Raw genomic sequence first — 14,777 nt, forward strand, 5'->3', positions numbered from 1 at the left:
TCGGTCTCACTTCCCGGGGGTGAAGGCGTCGTCGAAGTAGGTCTCCACGTCGCCGTCGCCCGAGATGAGCCCGGCCTCGGACAGCACCTCCAGCGTGGACTCCCAGTCCTCGGTGGCGTTCGCGCCGGGAGCCTGGCCCTCGGTGGCGTCGGTGTGGAGCAGCTCGATGGTCTCCTCCCACTGGTGCAGCAGCACCTCCTGCGACGGCATCTGCGGGTCCTTGCCCTCCATCGCCGCCACGGCCGCCTCGGGGTCCTCCTGCGCGGCCTCGAAGGCCTCGGAGGTCGCCGCGACCAGCGCCTCGACGAGCTCCGGGTCGTTCTCGATGGTGTCGGTGGGCGCGATGAGACCGTTGCTGAAGAAGTTCAGGCCGGCGTCGGAGTAGCGCAGGTACTCGACGTCCTTGCCGCTCTTGTCGGCGATGGTCGGTCCCTGGTCGTGCGCGAAGCCGATGAGGCCGTCGACCTTGCCCGAGAGCATGGCGGCGATCTTGCCCGCGGCGTCGAGGTTCTGCTGCGTCACATCGCCCTCCTCCAGGCCCACGGCCTCGAGGTACATCGGGAAGGTCGTGGTCGGGGCGTCGCCCGCGGAGACCGCGATGGTCTTGCCCTTGAGGTCTTCCGGGCTGGAGATGCCGGAGTCGGCGAAGACCTGCACGGCCGACGGCGTGGTCTGCAGGAAGACGCCGACGCTCTTGATGCCGACGCCCTTGTCGATGTTCGCGAGGACGGCGGGGGTGTCCGCCCAGCCGAAGTCGACCTGCCCCTGCCCGACGGCCTGCGCGGTCTTCGTCGAGCCCTGGCCGGCCTTGATCGTGAGGTCGATGCCGTGCTCCTCGAAGATGCCCTGGTCGACGCCGTAGTAGAACGCGGCGTGCTCGCCGTACGGGTACCAGTTGAGCATGAGGGTGACCGGCGTGAGCTCGCCGCCGTCACCGTCGCCGGAGCTCGCCGGGGCCGTCGATCCTCCGCAGCCGGAGAGGGCGAGCACCGCGGCGGACGCGAGGGCGATCGAGCTGAGGATGGTGCCTGACTTCTTCATCAGTGCCTTCTTTCGTGGGGGCGAGGGGGGTCAGAGTCGGACGGTGGCTGCGGCGACGTCGCGCTTGGAGGCGTGCCACGGGATGAGGAAGCGCTCGGCGATCTGGATGATGCCGAAGAGGATGACGCCGAGCAGCGACATGATGATGAGCGCGGCGAAGAGCATCGCGGTGTCGAGGTTGCCGTTGGCCTGGAGGATCACGTAGCCGAGGCCCTCGTTCGCGCCGACGAACTCGCCGACGACGGCACCGGTGACCGCGAGGGTCGCGGCGACCTTGAGGCCGGAGAGGAGCTCGGGCAGAGCCGCGGGCAGCCGCACCTTGAGGAAGGTCTTGAAGCGGCTGGCTCCCATGGTCGACGCGAGCTGGAGGATCTCCGGGTCGACGGTGCGCAGACCCGCGAGGCCCGAGATGACGACAGGGAAGAACGCCATGAGCACCGCCACGAGGATCTTCGGCTCCGCCCCGAACCCGAGCCAGACGACGAACAGCGGGGCGATGGCGATCTTCGGGATGACCTGCGCGAAGAGGATGACGGGATAGAGCGTCTGCTCCAGGCCTCGCGAGTAGACCATGAGCACCGCGACGAGGACGCCGACGACGACCGCGATGACGAACCCGATCACGGTCTCGTAGGTGGTGACCCAGGTGTTCTGCGCGAGGTAGGCGGCGTTGTCGGTGAAGGCGGCCCAGGTGTCGGCCGGCGACGGGATGATGAAGGCCGGCACCCATCCGAGGCTCGTGGAGACCCACCAGAGCGCGAGCACCGCGAGCACGAAGACGAGCGGGTGCCAGTGGCGGCTCCACCAGCGGACGATGCCCGGAGGCTCGGGACGATCGGCGGCCAGCGCCAGGGTCATGGTCGCGGAGGGGGCAGACGACATGGGGTCCTCGACATCTTCGTGAAGGATTCGGGAAAGCGCATTCCCGTTCGGTGTTGCGAGTCTATGCCGACGGTTCTGCCGTGTCAACGCATGGCCGTGTCCCCGCCGTCGTCGCCCCCACGGGCGGGGCGTCCGGGCCGGTCACCGCGTCCGCGCGAGAGCCGCGCCCGCGACCCGGAGCCAGCGTGCGGGATCGGTCAGGGCGGCGGTCGTCGACCCCGCCAGCGCGGTCAACGACACCGCCTCCGCGAACAGGCTCGTGTCCGCATCCTCCGCGATCCGTCCTGCGGCGAGCAGCGGTCGCGCCCCCGCCTCCGCCGCGAGCGCGGCGAGGAACGACGGCACCTTCCCGTCGCCTGACTGTCCGTCGTAGGATCCCTCGCCGGTGATCACGACGTCGGCACCACGGACGGCTCCGACCAGATCGATGAGCGCGGCCACCTCGGCCGCCCCCGGGGCGAGGACCCCGCCCCAGCGCACGAGAGCGGCGCCCGTCCCGCCGGCGGCCCCCGTGCCCGGCAGCTCCGGGTCGACGGGCAGGAGGACGGCGAGATGGGCGAGCGCGTCGTCGACACGGGCGATGTCCTCCGGCGCCGTGAGGCCCTTCTGCGGGCCGAACACCGCTGCCGCGCCGCGCGGGCCGGTGAGCGGATTCGTGACATCGGTCAGCACGCGGACATCCGGCGCCCCACGCAGGGCCCCGAGCTCCGCCGTGACGATGTCCGCCAGACCACGCGCGCCCCGCGCCACCGGTTCGCCGTCCGCGTCGAGGAAACGTGCCCCGAGGGCGGTGAGCAGGCCGGTGCCCCCGTCGGTGGAGGCGCTGGAGCCGATGCCGAGGATCAGGCGCGAGACGCCGTGATCGAGCGCTGCAGCGATCGCCTGGCCGAAGCCGGTCGTGTCGGCATCCCCGGGGCGCAGACCGTCGAGGAGCTCGATGCCCGAGGTCGAGGCGATGTCGACGACGCCGGTGCCGCCCGGGGCGTCGGTCGTGCTCGGCAGGAGCAGCCACGACGTCTCGACGGGAGCACCCGCCGGACCGTCGACCGTGACCGGCATCCACTGTGCATCCGGTACGACCGTCGCGAACGCCGCGACGGTCCCCTCCCCGCCGTCGGCCATCGGACGGAGCACGATGTCCGCAGCCGGCTCGACCTCCCGCCAGCCGTCGGCGAGCCCCGCAGCGGCCTCCGCCGCCGTGATCGTGCCCTTAAAGCTGTCCGGCGCGATGACGACCCGGGTCATGCCCCGAGCCCCGGGGTGCTCGCGCGTACGACCACCTCGAGCGGGAGCGTCGGCTGCTGCCAGTCCTCGTCGACGATCGCGCGGAAGGCCTGATAGCCGGCGTCGCTCAGCGGCACGCAGACCGTGGTGAGGGCCGGCGTGACGTCGCGGCTCGAGGGCACGTCGTCGAAGCCGCAGACCGCGATGTCCGTGCCGACCTCACGGCCCGCTGCACGGATGGCCGCCATCGCGCCGATCGCGACGACGTCGCTGATGCCGAACACGACGGTGCCCGCGGGGACACCGGTGGCGAGGGCTTTGGTCATCGCCGCTGCCCCGGACTCCCGACGGAAGTCACCGCGGACGGTCTGCGCGACCTCTCCGCCGCCCTCCGCGAATCCGGCCCGGAATCCCGCCAGCCGGTCGTCCGAGGTGCGCACGCCCTCCGCCGCCCCGACGAGTACCGCCGAGCGGTATCCGAGTTCTGCCATGCGACGGCCGAGCGCGGCGGCCCCGGCCCGGTTGTCGATCTCCACCCGGCGGTCGCCGTCGCCGTCCGCGCCGAACGCGACGACGCGGCCGCCGAGGCGGGTGAACTCGGCGAGCTCGCGAGCGGTCTCGGCCTGCCCCTCCTCCTGCGTCCGCGAGGCGGCGAGGATGAGGCCCTGCGGACGCTGTCCGCGCAGCGCCCGGACGATGCGCGCCTCCCGCGCCGGGTCGCGCTCGGTGATGGCCACGGTCACGACGAGCCCCTGTTCGTCGGCACCCCGGGCGACGCCCGAGGCGATGAGGCCGAAGTAGGGGTCGGCGATGTCCGCGACGAGGAGCGCGATCACCGGTGAGCGTCCGCGGGCGGTCGCCTGCGCGGAGACGTTGGCCGTGTAGCCGAGGGCTTCGGCGGCGGCCTCCACCCGCTCCCGGAAGGGCGCCGCGACCTTGCGTTCGGAACCGTTGAGCACGCGGGAGGCGGTCGCCAGGGACACTCCGGCCTCGAGTGCGACGTCGTGCAGCGTGGGTGCCGGTCCCCGGGCGTGACGGGGGCGACGCGCGGCCGGCGGCTCTGCCGGTGTGGCGGACGGGGTCATGCTCCGAGCCTACCGACGGGAACGGAAGCGCTTCGAGGGGCGCTCACGGCTGCCGCCCGAGAAACCCGAGGAGGGCGGCGGCTTCCCCGGCGAGGAGCTCCGGGGCGTCGTCGGGCACGAACTCCAGCAGCGCGTCGCGCGGCGGGTGCGCGGAGGCGGCGGCGTCCGCGAAGAACCGAGTCCACAGTGCGGACCGCGAGCGGAGCGGGTGGCGCTCGGTGCGCGGCCACCAGGAGAAGACATGAGCGGCGGAGACACGGGGGCCGAGCCGGCGGAGCTCCTCGAGCGCCACGGGGACGGTGGCACCGACCGTGGGCTGCCAGTACGTCGACAGCATCGGGTGATCGACCTCGTGCAGCAGCTCGAGGGTGGCCGGCGCGGTGTCGGCGAGCGTGCCGCCGTGGAACTCCAGGGCGAGCCCGATGCCCCGGGAGGCCGCCTCGACCGCCGCCGCGCGGAGCCGGGTCACGACGCGGGCACGCTCGTGCGCGGAGACCTCCGCCGAGCCGTGTTCACCGGCCCACACCCGTACCCGATCAGCACCCAGGGCCGCAGCACTGTCGAGGACCGCGGTGAGCGACTCCTCCCGACCGGCGCGGAAGTACGACCCGTAGGACGCGACGGCGAGTCCGGCATCCGTGGTCATCCGCGCGACCTCCGCCGCGCGATCGACATCCCCCGGCGGCACATGCACGTCTCCGCCCCACTCGATCACGTCGAGACCCGCGGCGGCCGCGAGCGCGACGATCCTCTCCGGCGGCAGCGCCCGGAACGTCACCGAGCACAGCCCCGCACGGATCCCCGTCATCCCGTCATCCTCTCAGTCCTCCCGCTTTCCTGGGTCGGACGTCCCGGCCCCTTCCATCCCCCGTGTCGAGTCCCACGTGCACGACCTCGCCCCGCCTGCACGACGGAAACCCGTGTCTGACCGTGCCCACGCACCCTAGTCGTGCAAGTGTCCCCCCGCGGGTCCGATACACGACGACCGAGACCGGGACGGATGCACGACCTGAGGACGACGGGACGACCGACACCCGGGAACAGGGCGTGCATCCGTGGCGGGGTCGTGCATCCGGAACCTCGGTGGGGACGGGGCCGGGACTCACAGGTGGGGGGCGACCGCCGTCGCGAAGGCCTCGGCCGTACGGCGGACCACACGGGCCGGGTCGTCGGCCCACACGTCGGCGTGGAAGATCTCCACCTCGATGTCACGGTCGTAGCCGGTGTCCTGCACGGCCCGGGTGAGGGGTGCGAAGTCGATCACACCGTCCCCCGGATAGTGCCGGGAGAGGAGGGGGTCTGCGGCGAGCGGGGTCTTCCAGTCGCACACCTGATATGTGGCGATGCGGCCCTCGCGTCCGGCCCTGGCGATCTGGTCGAGCACCTGCGGATCCCACCAGATGTGGAACGTGTCGACGGCGGCACCGACCACGGCAGGGTCGAAGTCCTCGGCGATGTCGAGCGCCTGACCGAGGGTGGAGACCACCGCACGGTCCGAGGCGTACATCGGATGCAGCGGCTCGATCGCGAGGGTGACCCCTGCGGCTCGAGCGTCGTCCGCGAGGGCGCCGATGGCGTCGCGGACACGCTCGCGCGCCCCGATGAGGTCGCGCGACCCGTCGGGCAGGCCCCCGGCGACGAGGACCAGCACCGCGGTCGAGCCCTCCGCACCGGCCGCCGCGAGGGTGGCCGCCTCCTCGATCGCCCGCCGGTTGTCGTCGAGCGCGGCTTCGCGCTCCGGACCGACGGGCAGCGTGAAGAAGCCCCCGCGGCAGTGCGTCGTGAAGCGCAGGCCGGAATCGGTCAGCATGCGGGCGGCGACATCGAGGCCCACCTCCTGCACGGGTTCCCGCCACAGGCCGATGGCCTCGACCCCCGCGGCCGCCGTGACGCGCAGGGCCGTCGCGAGATCCGCGTGCTTCACGGTGGCCTGGTTGATCGAGAGCCGCGGGTGCGGCACGGTCCCGACGCCGGCCGCCCGGGACTCACTCTCCGCCGCCAGGCTCCGCGAGGCGGTCATGCGTCCACCCCGTTCAGCCGGAGCAGGCCGTGCCAGCGCTCCCGCGCGAGCTCCGGCCGCTCCAGGGCGAGCGCTCCGTTGGCCAGCTCGACGATGCGGCTGAGGTGCGGCAGGCTCCGCGCGGAGTGCAGCCCCCCGACCATCTGGAACGCCGGCTGATGACCGTTGAGCCACGACAGGAAGGCGACCCCGGTCTTGTAATAGAAGGTCGGTGCCGCGAACACCTGTCGGCTCAGCTCCTCCGTCGGTCCGAGGAGGGCGAGGTACCGCTCGGGGTCTTCCGCGTCGAGCGCCTGGATCGCGGCGGAGGCCACCGGGGCGAGAGCGGCGAACGCGCCGAGCAGCGCATCCGAGTGGCCGCGTGACGCGGACCCCTCGGGCGCGGCCGCATCGGTCAGACTGTCCCCGCCGATGAGGCCGACGTAGTGGAAGTCGTCGCCGGTGAACATGCGCACGCCCTCCGGCAGCCGCTCGCGGACCCAGACCTCGGACTCCGCGTCGAGCAGACTCATCTTCACGCCGGCGACCGCGGCGCGGTTCTCGCCGATGATGTCGAGCAGCACCTCGGCGGCCTCCTGCCACGCGGGACCGCCGCTCCCCCCGGAGGACGAGGGCGCGAAGTACCCCGCCAGCTCCGGATCGAACGCGGTGCCGAGCCAGTGGAGCACGACGGGGACCGATGCGCGGGAGAGCACCTCCCGGTACACGCGGCGGTAGTCGTCCGCGCTCTCCGCGACCCTGGCCAGGTGCCGCGAGGCCATGAGCACCGGCCCCGCCCCCTGCTCCTCGGCGAAGTGCAGCTGCTCGAGATAGGCGGCGATCACCTGATCGAGCGGGATGCGCGCCTCCTCGATGTGGTCGGTGTTGACCCCGACCACGACCGCGCCGCCCTCCTCGCGGGCGACCTCCGCACTGCGGGTGATGAGCTCGCGCACCGCCGTCGCATCCAGACCCATGTTGCGCTGCGCGGTGTCCATCGCGTCGGCCACGCCGAGTCCCCACGAGTACACGTTGCGGCGGAACGCGAGCGTCGCGTCCCAGTCGATGTCGGCCGGCTGCCCCGGGGTGTTGTCCGCGTACGCCTTCGGAACGACGTGCGCGGCGGCGTAGGCCACCCGGCTGCGGAGCGGGCCCTGCGGCCGCGTGACGGCGTCGGCCTCCCGGAGCTCCGTGTCGGCGGTGCGGCCGTCGGCGGCGAGCAGGCGGAGCGTGGTCATGCCCGGTCCAGGGTCAGCGGCTCGAGCACGATCTTGCGCCCCTCGGCACTGGACGCGAGTCCGGCCTCGGCGAACTGGACCCCGCGCGCGCCGGCGAGCAGGTCGAACGGATAGTCCGTGCCGAGGACGAAAGAGGTGAGGTACTCCTCCCACTGCTGCCGGAAGCCGTTCTGGAACACGTCGTTCGTCGGCACCTGCTGCCAGTCGGCGTCGTAGTCGTGGCTGTCCTCCAGGTCGGGGTTCCACACGGGCTTGGGCGTGGCGTTGCGCGGCTGGATCTTGGCGCCGAACAGCCCCACGACGGCGGAGCCGTGCGTGCCGTCGACCTGGAACTCCACGAGCTCGTCACGGTTCACCCGCACGGTCCACGAGGAGTTGATCTCGGCGATCGCCCCGCCGTCGAGCTCGAAGATGCCGTAGGCGGCATCCTCGGCCGTGGCCGTGTAGTGCTCGCCCTTCTCGTCCCAGCGGTCGGCGATGTGCACGGCGGCCTGGGCGTAGACGCTCTTGACCTCGCCGAAGAGGTTCTCCAGCACGTAGTTCCAGTGCGGGAACATGTCGGTGATGATGCCACCGCCGTCCTCCGTGCGGTAGTTCCAGCTCGGACGCTGCGCGGGCTGCCAGTCACCCTCGAACACCCAGTAGCCGAACTCGCCGCGGACGGAGAGGATGCGGCCGAAGAAGCCGGAGTCGATGAGGCGCTTGAGCTTCTGCAGCCCCGGGAGGTAGAGCTTGTCGTGGACGACGCCGGTCTTCACACCGGCGTCGCGCGCCAGCCGCGCGAGCTCCAGGGCCTCGTCCAGCGACTCGGCGGTGGGCTTCTCGGTGTAGATCGCCTTGCCGGCGGCGATGGCCTTGCGGATCGCGGACGCCCGGGCCTTCGTGACGAGGAAGTCGGCGTAGATCTCCCATCGCGGGTCGGCGAGGGCGGCGTCGAGGTCGGTCGTCCAGTCCTCGATGCCGTGCTTCGCGGCCAGTTCGGCGAGTTTGGCCTCGCTGCGTCCGACGAGGATCGGCCGCACGGTCACGCGCGTGCCGTCCGGGAGCTCGATCCCGCCCTCGTCGCGGATCGCGAGGATCGACCGCACCAGGTGCTGCCGGTATCCCATGCGCCCGGAGACGCCGTTCATGATGATCCCGATCTCGCGGGTGGGGGCCTGTGCCATCTCGGTCCGTTCCTCTCGGTGGAAGCTGTCGGCGCTGACAGGAGAATCTTGGTAAGCGCTTTCCGAGATCATGGCATGAGACGCACGACCTCGCAACCGCCCCTAGCGCGGAGGGGCCGTGCTGGCGCGCACGTGCAGCGCCGGAGCCACCTCCACGCGCTCCGCGGGCCGGTTCGGGCCCTCGCGCAGGCGGTCGCGGATGAGCTCGACCGCACGGCGCCCGACATGCTGCTTGGGCGGCCGCAGCGCGGTGAGCGGCGGAGACCCGTGCTCGGCGACCTCATCGTCGTAGGCGATGAGCGAGAGGTCGTCGGGCAGCCGCCAGCCCGCGTCCTGCAGATGCTGCTGGAGCAGGAGCGCCTGCGGGTCGGAGTGCACGAGCAGCGCCGTCGCCCCCGTCTCACGGATCTCGGCGAGCAGCGCCGAGACCACCTCCGCCTGCGCCGATCCCTCCATCCGGTCCAGGGCCGTGTCGCGGTCCACCGACACCGTGAGCCCGAGCTCGGCGACGGCCCGCGACCAGCCCTGCCGCAGCCCGGCGGAGGTCGGTGACTGCGGAGAGGTGAGGATCCCGACCCGCCGGTGTCCGAGTGCGGCGAGGTGCCCGGCGGCGAGCGCGCCCCCGAACGCGTGGTCGGTCGCCACGGTCTGCATCCGGGTGAGGGCGAGAGCGGGCGGGGTCCGGCGCTCCACGAGCACGACCGGCACCGGGAGCGTGTCCAGCCAGGAGAGCAGCGCGTGCCCGTCGGCACCCTGCGTCTCGGGGGCCACGATGAGCCCGTGCACCGTCCCGGAGTCCAGGAGCGCCGCGATCTGGCGGCGTTGGTCCTGCGCGGCGTAGCTGGCCCCGCGGAGCACGAGCTGCACCCCCGCCTCCGCCCCGGCACTCCGGGCGCCGACGACGACCTGCGGCCAGTAGTAGCTCAGCGACGGCACCACCATCCCGATGCGGAACTGCGGCCCGGGGAGGGCGGCCCGCGCGACGGTCGTGTCCAGCGCGCTCCGCAGCACCGCTCCGCCGTGCACCCTGGTCAGCAGCCCGCGGTCCGCCAGCATCGTGATGTCGCGGCGGATGGTGAGCTCCGCCACCCCGAAGTCGCGGGCGAGATCGGCCACGCGCACCGCCCCCGTGCGGCGCAGTTCGTCGAGGATCCGTTCCCGGCGGGAGAGGCCGAAACGCGGGGTCGGGCGCTCCTCGCTCATGCCGCCCTCCCCTGCAGCTCCCAGCGCTCTGGACGGTTGAGCGGTGCGAAGAGGACGCGCGAGACCACCGGCCCCCACGAACGCTCGAGGAGCGCATCGTCCACGGCCCTGCTCTCGACGACGACGTCCGCCGGATCGTGGGCGATGCGCAGTCCCCGCTTCCCATCCGGACCCGGGAGGAGGACGCCGGCACCGTGCACCTCGGGCGTCCCCGCGCACACGAGCACGAGACGGGTCGTCGGGTCGGCGAGCGCCGGACTCTCGTCGCGCACGGTCACCGCGCCGCCGCGCAGCAGCACCGTCCGCAACCACGGGTCGCCGCCGGGGAACGCCGTACCGAGGTCGAGGGTCCAGCCGTCGCTCCGTGCCTGCACCGCGGCCCGCCAGGCGCCGCCGGGCTGTTGCTCGCGCCCGCGGACCAGTGGCGTGGAGTGCCAGCCGCTGGTGACGTGCCACAGGCGGTAACGGGCATCCGAGAAGGTCGCCGCGGTGTACGTCGCCCGACCGACGTCGATCACGACCGGGACGCCGTCGACCGCGATCGCGACTGCGCCGAGGTCGTTGTGGTTGTGGTTCTCGTCGTTGCGACCGCCCTTGACGACGACCGCGAGCCCCCGCGGATCGCCGCTCCGCTCGCGGCGCAGACCCACGCCGAGGGAGGTGAACTCGACGCGTCCGGGCAGGGGCGCAGGCCCCGGACGTGCCGCATGCCAGTCGTCGTCGAACAGCTCGGCCAGCGTCCGGCCGAGGCCGGCGACGACATCGGCCTCGTCTCCGATGACGCGCCCCGGACGGCGGTGCCGCGCGGCGAACGCAGCCGTCGCCTCCAGACCGCACAGGACGGCGGCCCGGTGGAGCACGGACCACGGGAGGGCCTCCCCCGTGCGCGCCTCTGCATCCGAGAAGCTCGCCACCCACCCCTCCCCGAGCTGCACGCGCTCCGGGAAGAGGGCGAGCTCGCGCAGCCCGGAAAGGCGTCCGTCCTGGATCGCGGCGGCCACCGCACCGGCGGTGAGCGCGTCGAGGAGGCCGAGCGCATCGAACGCCCGCCCCGCTCCCTGCCACCAGTAGGCGAAGCCCTCGTCGATGCCGCCGTCGGCGGGAAGCTGGGCGAGATAGCGATCGAGGCCGTCGATACTGAGGGCGAGTACCCGCGCGCGCAGCGGCTCGTCCGCGAAGGCGAGTGCTGCCGGCAGCAGGTTGCCGTGGATCCACGGCGCCCAGTTGTGCACGCGTTCCTCCGACCCCTCCCATGCCCACTCGCGGCGGTCGACGAACGGGCGCAGCACCCGGCGGACCGTCTCGTCCCGTACCCGTGCGACCAGACCGGGGGCGTGCGCGTCGAGATCCTCGCCGAGCACCAGCACCGCCCACCCCGCCAGCGCCGCCGCCTCCCCCGCGCCAAGGTCGACGACGGGGCGCTCGATGTCGGGCACACGGCGCCCGCGGGCGAACGCGTCGTCGTGAGCAGGCCAGCACCAGGTCGACTGCTCGGCCAGGAGCCACAGGCCGTCCGCGACCTCGTCCAGCCGCTCGGCCACCGGGTCGACGGCAGCGGCCAGGACGGCGCGGCGGAGCCGGAGGTCGCGGCGGAAGACCGCCCCCTCCCAGCCGGCGCGGTCACCGGTGCGGGCGTAGGCGGCCCACCGCGAGAGGAGCGGCTGCGCCCAGGCGGTGCGACGCTCGCCGTCCGCCGCCGCCAGGATCGTCGCGCGGAGTTCGGGCGCCACGGACGTCCATGCCTCCCGGTCGGTGCTCGGCGGCACGACGGGCCGATCGACGGCGCCGTGCTCGCGCCACAGATCGCTCAGGGTGCCGCGGGGGATCAGCATCCGGTTCTCGCCTTCGTTGTTCGAGTGTGTTCGATCAGCAGGGTTTCGGTTCGATCACGTTGCCTGCACTCGAACGCACAGTCTTCACTGGAACCGCGCGCTTCGGCAAGCGCATACCCGAGATCCCGGAGACCCATGACCCCTCGACCAGTCGTCCTCGCCGCCCTCTCGACGGAGGCGTGGGACCTCGTGTTCGACGACGGTCGGCGCGCCCGCCTGCAGACCCTCGCCGCGCCCGGCGGTCCGCTGCACGCCCCCGCTCTCGACGCCCCGACGCTGGACGACCGCCTCGCCGCCGTGGAGGTGCTGGTGACGGGCTGGGGCGCTCCGGTCCTGGACGCGCCCCTGCTCGACCGTCTCCCCCGGCTGCGCGCCGTCTTCCACGCGGCAGGGAGCGTGCGCGGCCTCGTGTCCGACGCGTTCTGGGAACGCGACATCCTGCTCACCTCGGCCGCCGAGGCCAACGCGGCTCCCGTCGCGGAGTACACGCTCGCGATGATCCTGCTCTCCGGCAAGCGCGCCCTCTTCCCGCTCCGTACCGCCGACGCACAGCACGACCTGCGCGTCGGCCCCCGCGCCGGGGGCCGCATCGGCAACCTCGACCGCACGGTCGGCATCGTCGGGTTCTCCCGCATCGGGCGCCGCGTCGTCGACCTGCTGCGGCCCTTCCCCGGGCTGCAGGTGCTCGTGGCCGACCCGTACGCGGACCCCGAGGAGGTGGCCGCGGCCGGCGCCCGGCTCGTCCCGCTCGACGCCCTGCTCCCCGCCGTCGATCTGCTCTCCCTGCACGCCCCCGCCCTGCCCGCGACCCGGCGGATGATCGGCCGCGCGCAGCTCGCTACCCTGCGTGACGGCGCCACCGTGCTCAACACCGCCCGCGGAGCCCTCCTCGACCACGACGCCCTGCGCGTGGAGTGCGCCTCCGGTCGCCTCGATGCGATCCTCGACGTCACCGACCCGGAGCCGCTTCCGCCCGACCACCCGCTGCTGCACCTGCCGAACGTCGCGGTCACCCCGCACCTCGCCGGCTCCCTCGGCACCGAGGCACACCGGCTGGCCGACGCCGCCCTCGACGAGCTGGAAGCGTGGGTGGCCGGTCGTCCGCCTCGACACCCCGTGCACCGCGCCGACCTCGCGCACAGCGCATGACACTCCTCGCGCTGCCTTCGGAGGACCGCGCGCTCTCCCCGCACACGGGATGGACGCGCGCACACCTGACGACGGTCGCCGATGCCATCCTCGACGGGGCCGCCCGTCACGCGAGTCCGGCGGGCGCGGGCATCCGCTACCCCGGCGCTCCTGGCGGCTTCGGCGCCGCGGTCGATGCGCTCGAGGGATTCAGCCGCACGTTCCTGTTGGCCGCGTTCCGCATCGCCGGCGACCCGCTCGGCACGGAGTCGCTGGCCGACCGCTACGCCCGCGGCCTCGCTGCGGGTGTCGACCCCGACGGTGCCGAGCGGTGGCCGCGCCCCGACGAGGTCGACCAGGCGAAGGTCGAGGCCGCGGCGCTCGCGCTGGGCCTGCACTTCACGCGTGACACGGTGTGGGCACGCCTCGACGACACGGCGCGGACCCACACCGTGGACTACCTCGCGACGTTCGTCGGCGGCAGCTACCCGCCGAACAACTGGGCGTGGTTCCGGGCGCTCGTCGAGCAGTTCCTGGAGAGCGTCGGCGGGCCGATCTCCGCCGCGGACCGCGCCGCCGATCTCGCACTCCTCGACGGCTTCGAACGCGCGGGCGGCTGGAGCGCCGACGGCGCCGCCCGGTCGTTCGACCACTACGCCGGCTGGGCGCTGTCGTTCTATCCCCTGCTCTGGGCGGACATGGTCGGCGCGGAGCCGCGGCACACGGACCGAGTCGCCCGGTACCGCCGCCGGCTCGACGCGTTCCTCGACGACGCGCTGCACCTCGTCGGCGCCGACGGCGGACCGCTCATCCAGGGACGCAGCCTCACCTACCGCTTCGCGACGGCCGCCGGGGCCGGGGTCGCGGCGTTCTCCGGCACCTCGCGGCATGACCCCGGCCTCCTGCGCCGGGCGGTGAGCGGTCAGGTCCGGCACTTCACCGCCCGCGGTGCGCCGGATGCGACCGGAGTGCTGCCCCTCGGCTGGTACGGCGCCTGGCGCCCGCTCGCCCAGGACTACTCCGGCCCCGGCTCCCCGTACTGGGCGGCGAAGGGTCTCCTGCCGCTCGCCCTCCCCGCCGCGCATCCGTTCTGGACCGCCGTCGAACAGCCCCTGCCGATCGATCGGGGCCCGTTCACCCGCGTCCTCCTCGCCCCGGGGTGGCTGGCGACGGGCACCGCGGACGGCATCGTGCGCGTGGTCAACCACGGCACCGACCACCGCACCCCCGGTGCGTTCCAGCCCGATGCTCCCCTGTACGCGAAGCTCGGGTACAGCACCGCGACCGCCCCCGTTCTCGCCGGCCCGGCGGCACGCGACCCGCTCGACGGCACGGTCGCCGTGGTGCGCGGGGGCCGAGCGAGCCACCGCTCGGGCTTCCTGACGGGAATGCTGAGGGAGACGGACGGCACGGCGCTCGGCGGCTCCTGCGGCCCCGTGCACTGGCACGACGGCGTCCGCATGGAATTCGACGTCGGCGGAGGCGGCACGGCCGTCGAGACCACGGTCGGCCCGGTGGTCGATGTGGTGTCGGTGGTGCGCGGACCGTGGGAGGTGCGGCTCGTGCGGGTCCGGGCGGGCGCAGGGCCGGACGGAGCGATCCACGACGGCGACGTCCTCCGCATCGGCGGATGGGCCCTGTCCGCCGCCACCGTGGTCGGGACCGGCCCCGCCGCCGTCACCGCCGCCCTCACCCCCGGCGGGGAGACGCAGAGTCGGGTGGTCGGCCTCCACGGCCTCGACGACGCGACCGCGGGGGTCCGGCGGGAGCGGGACGTGACCCCGCTCGGCCCGGAGACCGTCAGCCCGTGGCTCTACGCGCCGGTGCGACCCGACACCTGGATCGCGGTCGGCGTGCTGCTCGGGGGCTCGCCCCTTCCACCGGAACTCGAGCTGCAGGAAGGGGACGCGACGGTGTCGTGGCCGGACGGCGCCGCGACGACCTTTCGCCCCGACGAGCAGCTGCCCCGCGGATGAGCG

12 protein-coding genes are annotated in these 14,777 nt (G+C 73.3%); 2 read left to right on the top strand and 10 right to left on the bottom strand.

Annotation, left to right across the window (positions count from 1 at the left end):
- Positions 1-6: 6 nt before the first annotated feature.
- The 10 genes from ACFU8V_RS00170 to ACFU8V_RS00215 form a co-directional block, all read right to left on the bottom strand.
- Entirely contained in the window at positions 7-1,041 is a 1,035-nt protein-coding gene (locus ACFU8V_RS00170; protein WP_025105462.1) for an ABC transporter substrate-binding protein, read from the bottom strand.
- A 30-nt stretch (positions 1,042-1,071) separates the two neighbouring features.
- On the bottom strand, positions 1,072-1,923 hold the full coding sequence (locus ACFU8V_RS00175) for an ABC transporter permease (protein WP_025105461.1): 852 nt from the start codon (positions 1,921-1,923) through the stop codon (positions 1,072-1,074).
- Between the two features lie 141 nt (positions 1,924-2,064).
- Positions 2,065-3,168, bottom strand: a complete 1,104-nt coding sequence (locus ACFU8V_RS00180) for a glycerate kinase (RefSeq protein WP_338566771.1) — start codon at positions 3,166-3,168, stop codon at positions 2,065-2,067.
- Positions 3,165-4,232: a LacI family DNA-binding transcriptional regulator gene (locus ACFU8V_RS00185; RefSeq protein ID WP_378868080.1), complete on the bottom strand. Its 1,068-nt coding sequence runs from the start codon at positions 4,230-4,232 to the stop codon at positions 3,165-3,167. The genes ACFU8V_RS00180 and ACFU8V_RS00185 overlap by 4 nt, the downstream gene beginning before the upstream one ends.
- A gap of 43 nt (positions 4,233-4,275) precedes the next feature.
- Entirely contained in the window at positions 4,276-5,040 is a 765-nt protein-coding gene (locus tag ACFU8V_RS00190) for a sugar phosphate isomerase/epimerase family protein (RefSeq protein WP_378868083.1), read from the bottom strand.
- Between the two features lie 294 nt (positions 5,041-5,334).
- On the bottom strand, positions 5,335-6,252 hold the full coding sequence (locus tag ACFU8V_RS00195) for a sugar phosphate isomerase/epimerase family protein (protein ID WP_378868086.1): 918 nt from the start codon (positions 6,250-6,252) through the stop codon (positions 5,335-5,337).
- Positions 6,249-7,469: a DUF993 family protein gene (locus ACFU8V_RS00200; protein ID WP_085605950.1), complete on the bottom strand. Its 1,221-nt coding sequence runs from the start codon at positions 7,467-7,469 to the stop codon at positions 6,249-6,251. Before ACFU8V_RS00200 ends, ACFU8V_RS00195 begins: the two co-directional genes overlap by 4 nt.
- Entirely contained in the window at positions 7,466-8,635 is a 1,170-nt protein-coding gene (locus ACFU8V_RS00205; RefSeq protein ID WP_085605948.1) for a Gfo/Idh/MocA family protein, read from the bottom strand. The genes ACFU8V_RS00200 and ACFU8V_RS00205 overlap by 4 nt, the downstream gene beginning before the upstream one ends.
- Before the next feature lie 102 nt (positions 8,636-8,737).
- Positions 8,738-9,838: a substrate-binding domain-containing protein gene (locus ACFU8V_RS00210; protein WP_315108459.1), complete on the bottom strand. Its 1,101-nt coding sequence runs from the start codon at positions 9,836-9,838 to the stop codon at positions 8,738-8,740.
- On the bottom strand, positions 9,835-11,670 hold the full coding sequence (locus ACFU8V_RS00215) for a heparinase II/III family protein (RefSeq protein ID WP_303709896.1): 1,836 nt from the start codon (positions 11,668-11,670) through the stop codon (positions 9,835-9,837). Before ACFU8V_RS00215 ends, ACFU8V_RS00210 begins: the two co-directional genes overlap by 4 nt.
- Before the next feature lie 135 nt (positions 11,671-11,805).
- Between ACFU8V_RS00215 and ACFU8V_RS00220 the strand changes: the two genes are divergently transcribed.
- Positions 11,806-12,819 carry a hydroxyacid dehydrogenase gene (locus ACFU8V_RS00220; RefSeq protein ID WP_303709897.1) on the top strand — a complete coding sequence of 338 codons (1,014 nt, stop codon included), beginning with the start codon at positions 11,806-11,808 and terminating at the stop codon, positions 12,817-12,819.
- Positions 12,816-14,774, top strand: a complete 1,959-nt coding sequence (locus tag ACFU8V_RS00225) for a DUF2264 domain-containing protein (RefSeq protein WP_378868092.1) — start codon at positions 12,816-12,818, stop codon at positions 14,772-14,774. The genes ACFU8V_RS00220 and ACFU8V_RS00225 overlap by 4 nt, the downstream gene beginning before the upstream one ends.
- The last annotated feature ends 3 nt before the right edge of the window (positions 14,775-14,777 follow it).

This window comes from Microbacterium sp. NPDC057658, assembly GCF_042799975.1.
Lineage (GTDB): Bacteria > Actinomycetota > Actinomycetes > Actinomycetales > Microbacteriaceae > Microbacterium.